Annotated in this window: 15 protein-coding genes; 5 read left to right on the plus strand and 10 right to left on the minus strand. The window is 68.6% G+C overall.

The window, feature by feature from the left end; genetic code table 11:
* Positions 1-121: 121 nt before the first annotated feature.
* Genes V7Z54_RS07085 through V7Z54_RS07095 form a run of 3 tightly spaced genes read right to left on the minus strand, consistent with a single transcriptional unit; the run spans position 122 to position 2787 of the window.
* On the minus strand, positions 122-1336 hold the full coding sequence (locus V7Z54_RS07085; protein ID WP_334135428.1) for an FAD-dependent monooxygenase: 1215 nt from the start codon (positions 1334-1336) through the stop codon (positions 122-124).
* Positions 1336-2379, minus strand: a complete 1044-nt coding sequence (locus V7Z54_RS07090) for a S49 family peptidase (protein WP_334135430.1) — start codon at positions 2377-2379, stop codon at positions 1336-1338. Before V7Z54_RS07090 ends, V7Z54_RS07085 begins: the two co-directional genes overlap by 1 nt.
* A gap of 9 nt (positions 2380-2388) precedes the next feature.
* Positions 2389-2787 (minus strand): Rieske (2Fe-2S) protein, encoded by a 399-nt coding sequence (locus tag V7Z54_RS07095; RefSeq protein WP_334135431.1) that lies wholly within the window; start codon positions 2785-2787, stop codon positions 2389-2391.
* A gap of 229 nt (positions 2788-3016) precedes the next feature.
* On the opposite strand from V7Z54_RS07095, the gene V7Z54_RS07100 reads away from it, so the two are divergent.
* Entirely contained in the window at positions 3017-3628 is a 612-nt protein-coding gene (locus V7Z54_RS07100; protein WP_334135432.1) for a Maf family nucleotide pyrophosphatase, read from the plus strand.
* Positions 3625-4446 carry an SAM-dependent methyltransferase gene (locus V7Z54_RS07105; protein WP_334135434.1) on the plus strand — a complete coding sequence of 274 codons (822 nt, stop codon included), beginning with the start codon at positions 3625-3627 and terminating at the stop codon, positions 4444-4446. The genes V7Z54_RS07100 and V7Z54_RS07105 overlap by 4 nt, the downstream gene beginning before the upstream one ends.
* 147 nt (positions 4447-4593) lie before the next feature.
* Here V7Z54_RS07105 and purH read toward each other — a convergent pair whose 3' ends face one another.
* From purH to dusB, 3 genes are all read right to left on the minus strand, one after another.
* A complete protein-coding gene (gene purH, locus V7Z54_RS07110) occupies positions 4594-6180 on the minus strand; it encodes a bifunctional phosphoribosylaminoimidazolecarboxamide formyltransferase/IMP cyclohydrolase (RefSeq protein WP_334135435.1) in 1587 nt (528 codons plus the stop codon).
* Positions 6181-6297: 117 nt separating this feature from the next.
* Entirely contained in the window at positions 6298-6537 is a 240-nt protein-coding gene (locus V7Z54_RS07115; protein WP_334135437.1) for a helix-turn-helix domain-containing protein, read from the minus strand.
* The gene (dusB, locus tag V7Z54_RS07120; protein WP_334135438.1) at positions 6534-7547 is read right to left on the minus strand and encodes a tRNA dihydrouridine synthase DusB; all 1014 of its coding nucleotides are present in this window, start codon (positions 7545-7547) and stop codon (positions 6534-6536) included. The genes V7Z54_RS07115 and dusB overlap by 4 nt, the downstream gene beginning before the upstream one ends.
* A gap of 248 nt (positions 7548-7795) precedes the next feature.
* Between dusB and V7Z54_RS07125 the strand changes: the two genes are divergently transcribed.
* Positions 7796-8287: a YqaA family protein gene (locus V7Z54_RS07125; RefSeq protein ID WP_334135439.1), complete on the plus strand. Its 492-nt coding sequence runs from the start codon at positions 7796-7798 to the stop codon at positions 8285-8287.
* Here V7Z54_RS07125 and V7Z54_RS07130 read toward each other — a convergent pair.
* The 3 genes from V7Z54_RS07130 to ettA form a co-directional block, all read right to left on the minus strand.
* Positions 8221-8973 carry a helix-turn-helix domain-containing protein gene (locus tag V7Z54_RS07130; protein WP_334135441.1) on the minus strand — a complete coding sequence of 251 codons (753 nt, stop codon included), beginning with the start codon at positions 8971-8973 and terminating at the stop codon, positions 8221-8223. The two genes, V7Z54_RS07125 and V7Z54_RS07130, sit on opposite strands and share 67 nt — an antisense overlap.
* A gap of 39 nt (positions 8974-9012) precedes the next feature.
* On the minus strand, positions 9013-9537 hold the full coding sequence (locus V7Z54_RS07135; protein ID WP_334135451.1) for a DUF1415 domain-containing protein: 525 nt from the start codon (positions 9535-9537) through the stop codon (positions 9013-9015).
* Between the two features lie 192 nt (positions 9538-9729).
* Positions 9730-11394 (minus strand): energy-dependent translational throttle protein EttA, encoded by a 1665-nt coding sequence (ettA, locus tag V7Z54_RS07140; protein WP_334135442.1) that lies wholly within the window; start codon positions 11392-11394, stop codon positions 9730-9732.
* Positions 11395-11701: 307 nt separating this feature from the next.
* On the opposite strand from ettA, the gene V7Z54_RS07145 reads away from it, so the two are divergent.
* Entirely contained in the window at positions 11702-13411 is a 1710-nt protein-coding gene (locus V7Z54_RS07145; protein ID WP_334135452.1) for a DEAD/DEAH box helicase, read from the plus strand.
* Between the two features lie 74 nt (positions 13412-13485).
* Positions 13486-13899: a lactoylglutathione lyase gene (gene gloA / locus V7Z54_RS07150; protein ID WP_334135447.1), complete on the plus strand. Its 414-nt coding sequence runs from the start codon at positions 13486-13488 to the stop codon at positions 13897-13899.
* A 130-nt stretch (positions 13900-14029) separates the two neighbouring features.
* On the opposite strand, the gene serS is transcribed toward gloA, so the two are convergent.
* Positions 14030-15349: a serine--tRNA ligase gene (gene serS, locus V7Z54_RS07155; RefSeq protein WP_334135449.1), complete on the minus strand. Its 1320-nt coding sequence runs from the start codon at positions 15347-15349 to the stop codon at positions 14030-14032.
* Positions 15350-15558: the final 209 nt, after the last annotated feature.

A 15558-nucleotide genomic window follows, 5' to 3' on the forward strand; every position in this document is an offset into this window, starting at 1 on the left:
GGGCACGGCGCGCCCACGCGCACCACACGCCGGCGATGGTAGCCGATCCTGTCATGGGCACCCGCACGCCGGTGTGGCGCAGCAAATCCCGCGGCCTGGAGCTGGTCGCGCCACATCGGCATCAGGTGCCCAGCGGATCCGGCGGCCCCGCATAGAGCCACGGCTGATCGAGCACGCGCGCGCCCCCCAGTGTAAGCGCGGTGTTGCGCGCCCAGCGCAGCGGCCCACTGGCGTGGAAGACAACGCCATTGCGGCGCGAACGCGCCTGCACCCGGGCGTTGCGCGCCCAGCGCTGCGCGGCCCAGCGCGGCAGCAGATCGGACCAGTCGGGCGTAGCCGTGCCGGCCGCCTGCAGCCAGCGCCCCAGCGCCCACGCATCCTCCAGCGCCATCGCCGCGCCCTGCGCCAGATAGGGCCGCGTCGGATGGGCGGCGTCGCCCAGCAGCGCCACGCGCCCGCGGACGTGCTCGTGCGCGCCACGCATGGGGTCGCGCACGAACAGCGGCCACAGGCGCCACTGCGGCACCACGTCCACCACCGCCAGCAGATCACGGTGCGCTGCGCCGAGCGCGTGCCGCAGCGCCGACACCTGGGCCGCATGATCCCACGACGGGGCCGCTTCGTCGGGCAACGGGCCCTCGACCACGATCACCACGTTCATCCAGCCCCCGGCGCGCACCGGGTAGTGCACGGCGTGCAGGCGCGGTCCCAGCCACACCACCACCTCGGATGACCGCAGTCCGGCGGGCACCAGCCCCATCGGCACCAGACCCCGGTAGGCCAGATGCCCGCTGAAATGAGCGGGCCCGTCGCCCAACAGCCGCTCGCGCGTGCAGCTCCACACGCCATCGGCAGCCAGCAGTACGTCGGCCTGCCAGCACTGTCCGTCTGCAGCGGTGACGGTAACCGGCCCGCCTTGCGCGTCACGGTAATCAACCGCCTCCACCCCGCAGCACAGCGCCACGGCAGGATCATCCCGCAGCGCGGCCAGCAGCACGGCGTGCAGGTCGGCGCGGTGGATGGTGGCGTAGGGCTGTCCGTAGCGGGCCTGGGCACGGCCGGCCAGGGGCAGCGTGCCCAGCTCGGCGCCGCTGGCGCTGTCGCGCACCCGCAGCCGCTGTGGCCAGGCGGCCACCTCGCGCAGCACTGCCTCCAGGCCCCAGTCGGACAGCACCCGCACCGCATTGGGGCCGAGCTGGATGCCGGCGCCCACCTCGGTGAAGGCAGCGGCGCGCTCCAGCAGCGTCACCCGCAGCGCCGGCTGGGCCCGGCGGCAGGCCAGCGCCACCGCCAAGCCGCCAATGCCGCCCCCGACGACCAGCGCGTGCGCCGCCATCACCGCCAAGCGGGTGCGGCCGAGCGGGCCACCTGCCACAACCCTTCCACTGCACCTGCCCCGAAGCGGCGCGCCAGCCGCTGCGCGACGCTTTCGCGCTGGGTGTAGTCCACGATCTCTTCGACCTGCACCACGTCACGCGCCACCGAATCGACACTGCCCAGCGCATCGGCCAGCCCCAGCTCTACCGCGCGCTGACCCGTCCATACCAGACCGCTGAAGGTGTCGGCGTCCTCCTTCAGGCGTTCTCCGCGACCCTTGCGCACCACGGCAATGAACTGCTGGTGAATTTCGTCCAGCATGCGCTGCGCGTGCGCCCGGTGGCGTTCGGTTTGCGGACTGAACGGATCGAGGAAGCCTTTGTTCTCCCCCGCGGTCAGAAGCCGCCGCTCGACACCCAGCTTGTCCATCAGACCGGTAAAGCCGAAGCCGTCCATCAGCACGCCGATGCTGCCGACCAGGCTGGCCTTGTCAACGTAGATGCGGTCGGCTGCCACCGCCACGTAGTACGCGGCCGAGGCGCAGGTCTCCTCGACGACGGCGTACACCGGCTTGTCGTACTCGGCCTTCAGGCGCCAGATCTCATCGTTGATGAGGCCGGCCTGCACTGGGCTGCCTCCGGGCGAGTCGATCAGCAGTACGACGGCCTTGGCCTGCGGCTCCGCGAACGCATCGCGCAACGCGCCCATCACCTGCGTGGCGTTGGCTTCGTGCTCCGCGCCGATGGGCCCACGCAGTTCGATGAGCGCCGTGTGCGGGGTATGCACGGCCTTCGGTGTGGCGACGTCGCGCAGCAGCGCCACGGCCACCGCGGTGGCCACCGCCAGCCACACGAAACGCCAGAATATCCGCCAGCGCCGCGCCGCCCGCTGCTCCTGCAGCGCCGCCAACGCCAGCTTTTCCAGCAGGGCACGCTCCCAGCTAGGAGCGCCCGGCGCGCCGTCCGCAGCGGCCACGCGGCTACTCGCGGCAGGCGCCACAGGGGTCGCGCTGGTGGCCGATCCACCGGACGCGGACGACGGGGACGATTCGGGATCGGTCATTGCAAACTGTCAGAATTCAAGAGGTTGCAGATCGTAGCGTGACTGCCAATGCACCCACCCGTCGGTTTCGCGCACCGCAATCGCCACCAGAGGGCCGCGGCCAGGTCCGCCCACGCAGCGCCCGCTGCGCGGGTCGAACAGCGCGCCGTGCGCGCCACAGATCAACCACTGCCCCGAGGTGTCGAATACACGGTTGGGCAGCCAGTCCAGCTCCATCGCCACATGGCTGCAGCGGTTGAGATACGCGTACACCCGGCCACCGAAGCGCACCGCAAATGCGCGGCAAGCCGCACCGCGGTAGCGCACATCAAACGGCACGGCCTCGCCAGCCTCGGCCAGATCGGCACTGCGACACAGTGGGTGCCAGCAATCACCGGTGTTGTCGGAAGCAGCAGGCGCAGCAGCCATGTCGCAAGCATAGCGGGTTCTGCGCCTGGCCGCTGGGGGCAGCCGCTACAGCCGGCGCATGCCGGAGGCACAGCCGACGACCCGCCTTCGCCCCGCCTCGGTGAAGACTCCCTTACGTTCCCAATATCCTGCTGCCCGAAGCACGCCGGGCACCTGAACCCTACCACCGGCATGCGGGCCCCAACGTCCCGAGTATCCTGCAGCCCGCAGCATCGACAATAGTGCCGTCATGAACGCCACGTCTGCCCCCTGCCGCGCTGCGGCGCCCCCCCTGGTGTTGGCCTCCACCTCGCCCTACCGGCGCGAGTTGCTGCAACGCCTGCGCCTGCCCTTCCAGACCTGTCCGCCCCAAGTCGATGAAACCCCCTATCCGGGCGAGACCCCCGCGGCACTGGCACGTCGGCTGGCGCGCGCCAAGGCCGATGCTGTGGCCCAACAACATCCGCACGCGCTGGTCATCGGCAGCGATCAGGTGGCCGACCTGGATGGCACGCCGCTGGGCAAGCCCGGCACCCACGAGCGTGCCATGGCGCAGCTGCGCGCCATGCGCGGGCGCACCGTGTTGTTCCACACCGCGCTGGCCGTGGTCTGCCACGCCAGCGGCTACGCCGCCGAGGACACGGCGGTGGTTCAGGTGCGCTTTCGCGATCTGCGCGACGACGAAATCGAACGCTACCTGCACGCCGAGCGCCCCTACGACTGCGCGGGCAGTGCCAAAAGTGAAGGGTTGGGCATTGCACTGCTGGAAGCCATCGTCAGTGACGACCCGACGGCGCTGATCGGCCTGCCGCTGATCCGCACCGCGCGGCTGCTGCGCGCCGCCGGGGTGAAGCTGCCATGACGCCCGCTGTCCCCGATGCCGACACCGCTGCCCGCGATGGGGCGTCCCCCCCTGCCCCGGGCACCCTGTACCTGGTGCCGACGCCGCTGGACTTGGGCTGCGAACCGCAGCCGGACATTCGGCAGGCCCTGCCTGCAGGCACACTGGCGGTGGCGGCCAGCCTGACGCACTGGATTACGGAAAACGCCAAGAGCACGCGCGCGTTTCTGCGGCGGGTGCACGCGGTGCAGCCGCTGGCCGCGGCACTCCAACAACATAGCGTCATCGAGTTGCCGCGCGCCTGGCACAAGCACGGCGATCCGCAGCAGGCCGATGCCGACACGCAAGCGCGTGGCTGGCTGACGCCCGCACTGCAGGGGCGTGACATCGGGCTGGTCAGCGAAGCGGGCATGCCCGCGATTGCCGACCCCGGCGCGGCGGTGGTGCGCGCCGCCCACACGCTGGGTCTGCGCGTGGTGCCGCTGCCTGGGCCGGTATCGCTGATGCTGGCGTTGGCCGCCAGCGGCCTCGATGGGCAGCACTTCGCTTTCGTGGGCTATCTGCCACAGGGGGCTGCCGAGCGCATCGCCCGTTTGCGCGAACTGGAGACCACCGCGCACCGAATGGGGCAGACGCAACTGTTTATCGAGACGCCTTATCGCAACGCCGCGCTGCTCGACGCAGCCGTGCGTGCGCTGCAGCCCCACACCCGGTTGGCCGTTGCGTGTGGCCTGGGGTTGCCGGGTCAGGCCGTGCACAGCGCGCGCGTGGCCGACTGGCGCCGCCAGCCGCCCACACTGCCCCTGGCGCTACCCGCCGTCTTCCTACTAGGGCGCTGACGCGCTGTCCCGCGACGCGAACGCGCTTGGCGTGTGGCAGCCCGGCACACGGCCACACCGAGCGCCACCGGTGACGGCACATGCGCCGCTGGCCGCGCAGCGCGGGCGCACGCGGCGGGCGGCACAGTGGTCTGTCCATGTGGGCTGTCAATGGCGAAAGTGCCGCACGCCGGTGAACACCATCGCGACGCCGCGCTCGTTGGCGGCGTCGATCACCTCCTGGTCACGCACCGAACCGCCGGGCTGGATGATGCTGGTGGCGCCTGCGTCCACCACCACGTCCAGCCCATCGCGGAAGGGAAAGAAGGCGTCACTGGCCACCGCTGTGCCCTGCAGGCTCAGGCCCGCCGCCTGCGCCTTGATGCTGGCGATGCGTGCCGAGTCGAGCCGGCTCATCTGACCTGCCCCCACGCCCATCGTCATGCCGTCCTTGCAGAACACGATGGCGTTGCTCTTGACGTATTGCGCCACCGCCCAAGCGAACAGCAGGTCCTGCAGTTGCTCGGGCGTGGGCTGACGCTGGGTGACCACCTTCAGGTCGGCTGCGCGCAGCACATGGTGGTCGGCGGTTTGCACCAGCACGCCGCCGCCGACACGCTGCAGGTGCAGCCGGTTGCGCGTCGCGGCTGCATCGGCCGGCAGCGCAATGCGCAGCAGCCGCACATTGGCCTTGGCCTTGAAGATGGCCAGCGCCTCGGGCGTGAAGTCGGGCGCGATCAAGACCTCGACAAACTGCTGCGCAACGGCCTGCGCCGTTTCGCCGTCGACACTGCGATTGAAGGCGATGATGCCGCCGAAGGCGCTGGTCGGGTCGGTTTGGAACGCCTTGCGGTAGGCCTGCAGCGGCCCCGCCCCCACCGCCACCCCGCAGGGGTTGGCGTGCTTGACGATGACGCACGCCGGGGCCTCGAAGCCTTTGACGCACTCCCACGCCGCGTCCGCATCGGCGATGTTGTTGTAGGACAGCGCCTTGCCCTGCAGCTGCTGGGCGGTAGCGAGCGACCCCGCAGGCGCATCCCAATCGCGATAGAACGCCGCCTGCTGGTGCGGGTTTTCGCCGTAGCGCAGATCTTGCACCTTGGTCCAGCAGGCGTTGAACTGCGCAGGGAAGGCGTGGCGCGGTGGCGCCGCATCCTGCGCTGGCGCACCGCCCGACAGGTCGATGGCCGACAGATACTGGCTGATGGCGGCGTCGTACTGGGCGATGCGGTTGAACGCCGCCACCGCCAGCCGCAGCCGCGTGGCCTCACTCACACGCCCGGCGTCCTTCAGCTCGGCCAGCACCAGCGGATACTGCGCGGGATCGGTCAGCACCGCCACGTCGCGCCAGTTCTTGGCGGCCGACCGCACCATGGCCGGCCCGCCGATGTCGATGTTTTCGATCGCATCGGCCAGCGTGCAGCCGTCACGCGCCACCGTAGCCTCGAACGGGTACAGGTTGACCACGAGCAGATCGATGGGGGCTATGCCGTGCTGCTGTAGCGCGGCCACATGCGCGGGCACGTCCCGCCGCGCCAGCAGCCCGCCGTGAATGCGGGGATGCAGGGTCTTGACCCGACCGTCCAGCATCTCCGGAAAGCCCGTTACCTCGGCCACTTCGGTCACCGGCAAGCCGGCGTCGGCCAGCAGCCGGGCGGTGCCACCAGTCGACATCAACGCCACGCCCAGCGCGTGCAGCTCACGCGCCAGCTCCAGCACGCCGGTCTTGTCGGAGACGGAAATCAGGGCTCTCATGATGGGGGGTCCTCGAAAGTTGTCAGGGTTGAATCCGATGCACCAGCAGCGCCGCTGCGCCCGGTCACAGGCGCAGCGGCAGGCAGGCGTGCGGCCAGGGCGCGCCGCGGCCAGTCATCACGGCTTAAGCAGCCCATGCTCCAGCAGCTTCTTGCGCAGCGTGTTGCGGTTCAAGCCCAGCCACTGCGCGGCACGCGACTGGTTGCCGCGCGCGCGCGCCATCACCACTTCCAGCAGCGGCTTTTCCACCGCGCGCATCAGCATGTCGTGCAGGTTGGCCGGCTCGGTGTCACCCAGGTCGGCAAAGTAGGCGTCGAGGTTGGCTCGCACGCAGTCGGGCAGGGTGGGAGCGCTCATGCGGCCAGCGGCAAGTCGATGGAGTCGAAGAAGGCTTGCACGGCCTGCAGCTGCGCCGCGCAGGTTTCGGCGCGGACGACGGCGTCGCGCAGGCGTTGGCGCGCTGCCTCGGTGCCCGGCAGCGCGCGCAGATACCACAGCAGGTGCTTGCGTGCGCTGCGCACGCCGGTGTATTCGCCATACAGCGCGTAGTGGTCGTGCAGGTGTTCCAGCAGCCAACCGCGCACCTCCTGGGGCGTGGGCGGCGGCAGCGTTTGGCCGGTGGCCAGGTAGTGCGCCATTTCGCGAAACAGCCAGGGACGTCCCTGCGCCGCGCGCCCAATCATCACCGCATCCACCCCGGTGGTGCGCAGCACCCGCTCAGCCGTTTGCGGGCTGTCGATGTCGCCGTTGGCCACGACGGGAATGCGTACCGCTGCCTTGATGGCGGCCACCGTGTCATGCTCGGCACACCCGCTGTAGCCCTGTTCGCGCGTGCGGCCATGGATGGCGAGCAAACGCACCCCGGCGCTTTCAGCCACGCGCGCCAGCGCAGGGGCGTTTTTGGCCTGCGCGCACCAGCCGGTGCGCATCTTCAGCGTCACCGGCACGCCATGTGGCTCGCACGCTGCCACCACCGCCTCGATGATGGCAGCAGCCAAGGACTCATTTTGCATCAACGCCGAGCCAGCCCACTGGTTGCAGACCTTCTTGGCCGGACAGCCCATGTTGATGTCGATGATCTGCGCGCCACGGTCGACGTTGTAGCGCGCGGCCTCGGCCATCATCTGCGGGTCGGTGCCGGCGATCTGCACCGCAATCGGCCCCGGCTCGCCGTCGTGGTTCATGCGCCGCGCGGTCTTGAGGCTGTCGCGCAGCTCCGGGCGTGAGGTGATCATCTCGCTGACCGCGTACCCCGCCCCCAGCTGCTTGCACAGGCGCCGAAATGGCCGGTCGGTCACTCCCGCCATGGGGGCGACAAGCAGCCGATTGGGCAGCACGAAGGGGCCGATGGCGGGGCCGCAGGACATGGCCGGGCGCTTGACAGAGAGGCGAGGACAGACTGAAGAACGCAGGGCTTGCAGGGGCGCGGTGGCGCAAAGCTGCTGAAAAAGTAGGCACGATTGTACCCTCATCACCCCACCAGACGTGGCTTGCGCCGGTGGTCGCCCTATACTTGGGCGATGTGGTCCGCGCGGGGTGCCCGGGATGGGGCGGCACCAGGCGCACGCCGATTGCTCCGCTGCCCGGCAGCCGCCCCCCGACCTGTCCTTGCTCGATGGAAACCTGGCTTTGGTCCTTGCTCCACACGTTGCGCCTGCCCGAGGTGGGCCTGACCACGGTGTTCGTGGTGGCGTTCGTATCCGCCACGCTGCTGCCGATGGGGTCGGAGCCCGCCGTGTTCGGGTTGGTCAAGCTCAACCCGGAGCTGTTCTGGCCCGCTGTGCTGGTGGCCACGGTCGGCAATACCTTGGGGGGGGCCGTGAGCTGGGCCATGGGCTATGGCGCCCACGCCGCCATCGACCGCGCGCGCGGCTCGCCCACTCACCTGCGCGCGCTCGACTGGCTGGAACGCTTCGGCCCCAAGGCCTGCCTGCTGAGCTGGCTGCCGGGCATCGGCGACCCGCTGTGCGCGGTGGCCGGCTGGCTGAAATTTCCGCTGCTGCCGTGCCTGCTCTACATGGCCATCGGCAAGTTTGCGCGTTACGTCACCATGACCGCCGCGCTGCTGTGGTTGCTGCCTGGCGACTGGTCTTCGTGGCTGGGCTGAGCAGTGCCGGCAGACGCTGGCGCATCCCGTCCGCGCTCGGCCAACGCGGCGGCGATGCGCAGCGGCAGCTCGCGCACCAGCTCCGACTTGTGTACCACCGGCACCCCCTGCAGCGCATGAGCATAGTCGCGCCGCGCGGCTTCGTCCAGCGCCGTCAGCACGATCAGCCCGCAGCTGCCGCACAACTCATGACGCCGCAGGCCCAGCAACATCGACGCGCCGTCGATACCCGGCAGCAGGATGTCCACGATCAGCACATCGGGCTGCAACTGGCCAAAGGACACCAGCCCGGAGATGCCATCCGGCGCCACATGCAGCTCGGCGTGCGCAAAGCGCTGCCGCACCAGCAGCTGCACCAGATACTGGAAATGTGAAGAATCCTCGATCAGCAGGATGCGCGGGGGACGCGCGGGGCGCGCCGCGCGTGCGGGGCTACGGCGCGGCCGTGCCACCCGCTGCGCCGCCGGCGGCACCATGCCGACGCGGCTGTGCGCCAGCCAGCGCTGTAGCGACTCGGCGCTGATGCGGCGGTGACCGCCGGGTGTCTTCCACGCCTGCAGCTCACCCCGGTCCACCATCAGCTGCACCGAGCGCACCGCCATGCCCAGCATGCGCGCCACCTCCAGCGTGGTGTAGTACGCGCTGGATTCATGTGTCTGCACCGCAGAAATGTTCACGTTTTTCATTCCCGTCATTTTGACGCGAAATGCGATTCGGCGCAGCCCTCAGGGCCGATCGATGTCGTGCAGCAGGCGGTGCCACCCGTCGGCCCCCAGCTGGCGCAGGGTCCGGATGTTGCGCTCGACAATCCGCTCGGCGGGTTCGCCGCTGTCCACCGCCCGCGCCACGCTGTCCTCACGCAGCAGGTGCAGCGTGGCATACGGTGCACGGTTGGTGGCGTTGGCGATGTCGTCGGCCGCCTCACCCTCGAACACGAAGTCGGGGTGGAACGGTGCCACCTGGATCACGCCCTGCAAACCGTGCTCCTCGATGACCCGATCCACCACATCCAGGAAATCGTTGAAAACGAAAAAATCCGGAAACAGCGTCGGGTGCACCAGCAGTGTGGTGTCCAGCACCTCGGGCGGGGTGTCGCGCAACCGCAGCAGCTCGGCGTCCAGATCGTCCAGGAAGGCGTCCAGATGGCGCGCCTGGCTGACTGCGATGCGCACCTGCTGCTTGACCCACACCGCCTTGGCGTAGGGGCACAGGTTCAGACCGATGACGGCGCGCTCGATCCAGCGCCGCATCGCCGCTTCCACCGCCAACGCATCGGGCTGAGTGCCTGGGTTTGGGAGGGTGGTCACGTCGGGCTCCAGTCGCTGCGCTCGCCATGGCGGCCCCACACCATCACGTCACAGGCCCCATGCCGGCAAGCCGCCGATCTACCCCATCGGGCAACGCCACTGAGCCCCCATGGGGCCCCATCGTGTTCCATGGGCTCACGCCAGCGACTTGAAGCGCACGCGCTTCGGACGCGCACCCTCTTCACCCAGACGGCGCACCTTGTCGGCCTCGTACTCGGTGAAGTTACCGTCGAAGAAATACCACTGGCTGTCGCCCTCGTAGGCCAGGATGTGTGTGCAGATGCGGTCCAGGAACCAGCGGTCGTGGCTGATGACCAGCGCACTGCCGGCAAACTCCAGCAGCGCCTCCTCCAGCGCACGCAGCGTCTCCACATCCAGGTCGTTCGACGGCTCGTCCAGCAGCAGCACGTTGCCGCCTTTGGCCAAGGTTTTGGCCAGATGCAGTCGCCCGCGCTCGCCCCCCGACAGGTCGCCCACACGCTTTTGCTGATCGTTGCCCTTGAAATTGAAGCGCCCCAGGTAAGCCCGGCTGGGCATGACGAACTTGCCGACCGTGATGTTGTCCAGCCCCCCCGAGACTTCTTCCCACACCGTCTTGTTGGGGTCCAGACAGTCGCGACTCTGGTCCACGAAGGCGAGCTTGGCGGTCTGGCCGATGATGATCTCGCCGCTGTCGGGCTGCTCCACGCCCTGGATCATGCGAAACAACGTGGACTTACCCGCCCCGTTGGGTCCGATGATGCCCACGATCGCGCCCGCCGGCACCGAAAAGCTCAGGTTGTCGATCAGCAGCCGATTGCCAAAACCTTTGCTCACGTTGCGAAACTCGATGACCTGCGAGCCCAGGCGGTCGGCCACCGGAATGAAGATCTCGTTGGTCTCGTTGCGCTTCTGGTATTCGACGTCGCACAGCTCCTCGAAGCGCTGCAAGCGCGCCTTACTCTTGGCCTGGCGTCCCTTGGCGTTGGCACGCACCCACTTCAGTTCTTCCTTCATGGCCTTGCGGCGCGCGTCCTCGGCCTTTTGCTCCTGCTCCAAGCGCCGCTCCTTCTGCTCCAGCCACTGCGAGTAGTTGCCCTTGTAGGGAATGCCCATACCGCGGTCCAGCTCCAAAATCCACTCCGCTGCGTTGTCCAGGAAGTAGCGGTCGTGGGTGATGGCCACCACCGTGCCGGGAAAGCGCTGCAGAAACTGCTCCAGCCAGTGCACACTCTCGGCGTCCAGATGGTTGGTGGGCTCGTCCAGCAGCAGCATGTCGGGCTTGGACAACAGCAGTCGGCACAGCGCCACGCGGCGCTTCTCACCGCCGGAGAGATTGCGGATGACAGCATCCCACGGCGGCAGGTTCAGCGCATCGGCCGCCAGCTCCAGCTGCAAATCGGTGTTTTCGCTGCCCGCGGCGGCGATGATCGCCTCCAGCTCGGCCTGCTCGGCGGCCAGCGCGTCGAAGTCGGCGTCGGGCTCGGCGTAGGCGGCGTACACCTCCTCCAGCCGCTTCTTGGCGGCCAGCGCGCCGCCGATGCCCTCCTCCACCGCCTCACGCACCGTCTTGTCGGGGTCGAGCTGGGGTTCCTGCGGCAGATAGCCGATCTTGATGCCAGGCATCGGCACCGCTTCGCCCTCGAACTCCTTGTCCACGCCCGCCATGATCTTCAACAGCGTGGATTTGCCCGCCCCGTTGAGGCCCAGCACGCCGATCTTGGCGCCGGGGAAGAAGCTCAGCGAGATGTCCTTCAAGATCTGCCGCTTGGGCGGCACGGTCTTGGAGACACGGTTCATCGTGAAAACGTACTGCGCCATGGTCGGAAAAACAACAGTTCGACAAAAAAGGTACCGGGCTCAGGGCCCGGCGCTGCGGTGATTATCGCAGTTATGCGACAATGTCGCCTGATTGGAGCCCGCAGTCGCGCTCCGATCGGCATGGATGCCCGGGCTTGAGGGAATTGTGCCGGTGCCCTGTATCGCACCCGGCTGTCCCAGCCCAGTCCCCCGACCTCATCTGCCCTCGACTGAGTCACCCGCACGCCGCAGCCCGCAATACCCTGACGTGCGCCGGGTGGCATGGGCTGATGCCGAGCGCCCCGGCATGGGCGCCCGATCCAACTACATGACATTCGAAGACCTCCAGTTGCTGCCGGCCCTCGTCGAGGCCGTGCGCGAGCAGGGCTATGAGACGCCCACCCCGATTCAGGCCGAAGCCATTCCGGCTGTGCTGTCCGGCCGCGACGTGCTGGCTGGTGCCCAGACCGGCACCGGCAAAACCGCAGCCTTCACGCTGCCGATGCTGCAGCTGCTGGCCACGCGCGGCGAGCCGCCCAAGCGCGGCGTCTTCCGACCGGTACGTGCACTGGTACTGGCACCCACGCGCGAGCTGGCGGCGCAGGTCGAAGAGTCGGTCAAGGCCTACGGCAAACACCTCAAGCTTAAGTCGGCGGTCGTCTTCGGCGGCGTCGGGCTCAAGCCCCAGATCGACAAGCTGGCCAAAGGCGTAGACATCCTGGTGGCCACGCCCGGACGGCTGCTAGACCTGGCCGACCAGGGTCACGTCGACCTCGGCAGCGTCGAAATCCTGGTGCTCGACGAAGCCGACCGCATGCTCGACATGGGCTTCATCCACGACGTGCGCAAGGTGCTGGCGCTGCTGCCGCAGCACAAGCAAAGCCTGCTGTTTTCGGCCACCTTCAGTGACGAGATCAAAGAGCTGGCCGCCGGTCTGCTGCGCGATCCGCTGCACATCCAGGTTACTCCGCCTAACACCACCGTGCAGCGCATCCGGCAGGCCATCTACCCCGTGGCGCGTGACCGCAAACTGGCCTTGCTCAAGCACCTGCTCGACACCCACGGCTGGAGCCAGGTGCTGGTGTTCACCCGCACCAAGTTCGGGGCCAACCAGGTGGCGCAATTCCTCAACGAGCACGGCATCACCGCCATGGCGCTGCACGGCAACAAGAGCCAGACGGCGCGCACGCAGGCGCTGGATGGCTTCAAGAGCGGGCAGTTGCGGGTGCTGGTGGCCACCGACATCGCGGCACGTGGCATCGACATCGAGGACCTGCCGCACGTCATCAACTACGACATCCCCAACATCGCCGAAGACTACGTGCACCGTATCGGCCGCACCGGCCGCGCAGGCGCCGAAGGCGAGGCACTGAGCTTCGTCAGTCTGGACGAAGAGGGCTGGATGATGGCCATCGAGCGCTTTACCGGCCAGCAAATTCCGGTGCAGGCGCTGCCCGAGTTCATGCCGGGGCCGGAGGAAAAGGCCGAGCCGATCGCCATGGGGCGGCAGGTGCTGTGGGGTGGCGCAGGCAAGCCGCCATCGCGCGAAGTGATGGCGGCAGCAGCACGCGCCGCCCGCCGTGAACTGCAGGAGCGCCTGCGCGCGCGCCGAGCCGGTGACGCCGCGCGCCCGACGGCGCCTGCCGCGCCAGCCGACGCGGCCGCGGACAGCCCAGACGACGAACGCGCCGCTCAAAGCGGCGGCGACGGCACCGACAGCCGCAACCGCATCGACACCGAAGGCCGGCGCAATCGCAACCGGCGCCGCCGTAACAAAAACAAGAATGCCGGTGCCCCCGCGTCGACCGCAGCCCCCCGTAGCGACGGTGTCCCCCCGCGCCCCCCACGCGACGGTCGCCCGGCTCAGCCCCAGGGCGCGCGCAAGCCGCAGGGGCCAGCCCTGGCACGCCAGCCCGACCCGCTGCGCACCGGCATCGACGCCCTCAACGAGCGCGGTCGCCGCAACCGCAACAAGAACCGTGGTGGCAAAGGCGGCGGCATCGACCCGTTGCGCACCAGCTTCGGCCGCATCGTCTGACGCCCCGTTGAGCCATCGCAGCTGGCCGCCCCTGCCCGTGGCAGGGATGGCCGGTTCGCGGCACAATCGCGTCCATGCGTATCCTCCATACCATGCTGCGCGTGGGCAACCTGCAGCGCTCCATCGACTTCTACACCCAGGTGCTGGGCATGCAGTTGCTGCGCACCTCCGACAATCCGCAGTACAAGTACTCGCTGGCTTTTCTGGGCTACGACGGCGGCAATCCCGGACAGGCGGAAATCGAACTGACCTACAACTGGGGGGTCGAGTCTTACGAGCTTGGCACCGCCTATGGGCACATCGCCATCGGCGTGCCCGACGTCTACGCGGCATGCGAGAAGATCCGCGCCGCCGGCGGCACCATCACCCGCGAGCCCGGGCCGGTTAAAGGCGGCACCACCGTCATCGCCTTCGTCACCGACCCGGACGGCTACAAAATCGAGCTCATTCAGCGCGACTTTGACGCGCCAGGGGCTGGTCTGCGTTGAGTTTGGGCTCCAGGTCCTTCGTTATTCGCCCCCGTGCAGCGCTGGCGCCGGGGCACTTCGCCGAGATACCGCTGGCGCCTACGGCAGCCAGCGCGTACTGGCGCACTACGCCTTCACGCGCTCTCGCCGCTCATAGCCGCTCGGCACCCCCCAGATATGGGCGCAGCGCCTCAGGCACCGTCACGGTGCCGTCGGCGTTTTGGTAGTTTTCCAGCACCGCCACCAGGGCGCGACCCACCGCCAGACCGGAGCCGTTGAGCGTGTGCACCAGCTCCGTCTTGCCCTGCGCATTGCGAAAGCGCGCCTGCAACCGCCGCGCTTGAAAGTCAGCACAGTTGCTCACCGAGCTGATCTCGCGGTAAGTGCCTTGTGCGGGCAACCACACCTCCAGATCGTGCGTGCGCGCGGCGCCAAAGCCCATGTCGCCGGTGCACAGCAACACCACGCGGTAGGGCAGCCCCAGCTTTTGCAGAATGGCCTCGGCGTGTCCGGTCATCTCCTCCAGCGCCGCGTGGCTGTGTTGGGGATGCACGATCTGCACCATCTCAACCTTGTCGAACTGGTGCTGGCGGATCAGCCCGCGCGTGTCGCGCCCAGCCGCTCCGGCCTCGGAGCGGAAGCACGGCGTGTGCGCGGTCAGCTTGATGGGCAGGTCGGCCTCGGCCAGGATCTCGTCGCGCACGAAGTTGGTCAGCGTCACCTCGCTGGTGGGGATCAGGTACATCGCCCCGTCCCCGCCCTCGGCACCGCCTTTCTTGGCAGCGAACAGGTCGGCCTCGAACTTGGGCAACTGGCCGGTGCCGCGCAGCGTCTCGGCGTTGACGATGTAGGGCGTGTAGCACTCGGTGTAGCCGTGCTCGCCGATTTGCACATCCAGCATGAATTGCGCCAGCGCCCGGTGCAGGCGCGCGAGGGGCCCGCGCAGCACGGCAAAACGCGCGCCGCTGAGCTTGGCCGCGGTCTCGAAATCCAACCCCAGGCGCTCGCCCAGCGCCACATGGTCGCGGGGCTCGAAGGGCAGCGGCGTCGGATCGCCACCCCAGCCACCTTGCGGGCTCCAGCGGCGCAGCTCCACGTTGCCCGTTTCGTCGGGGCCCACCGGCACCTCGGGCTGCGGCAGGTTGGGCACTGCCAGCAGCAGCGCCTGCAGTTCGGTCTGGATCTGCTCCAGCCGTGTCGCCGAGGCCTCCAGCGCGCCTTTGATCTCGGCCACCTCGGCCATCACCGCCTCAGCCTCGGCGTGCTGACCCTTGCCCTTGAGCACCCCGATCTGCTTGGACAGGCTGTTGCGGCGCGCTTGCAATTCTTCGGTGCGCACCTGCAGCGCCTTGCGCTCACCTTCCAGCGCCGTGAAGGCGGCCACATCCAGATACGGTTGGGGGTTCTTGCGGGTCTGAAGCCGCGCGACGACGGCGTCGAGGTCGCGGCGCAACAAAGCGATGTCGAGCATGGTGGCGCAATTGTAGGCGGGGGCGCTGCGCTAGGATTGCGGGCACCCACGGGGCGCAACAGCCCTGCCACGACGAATGAGGGGAGACTGCATGGCCCGCACCACCACCCGCTCTGCTGCCAACGGCGCTCAACTCGGCTTTGAGGCCGAACTGTTCAAAGCCGCCGACAAGCTGCGCGGCAACATGGAACCCAGCGACTACAAGCACG

Origin of the sequence: Tepidimonas sp., assembly GCF_036824975.1 — a bacterium.
Taxonomy (GTDB): domain Bacteria; phylum Pseudomonadota; class Gammaproteobacteria; order Burkholderiales; family Burkholderiaceae_C; genus Tepidimonas.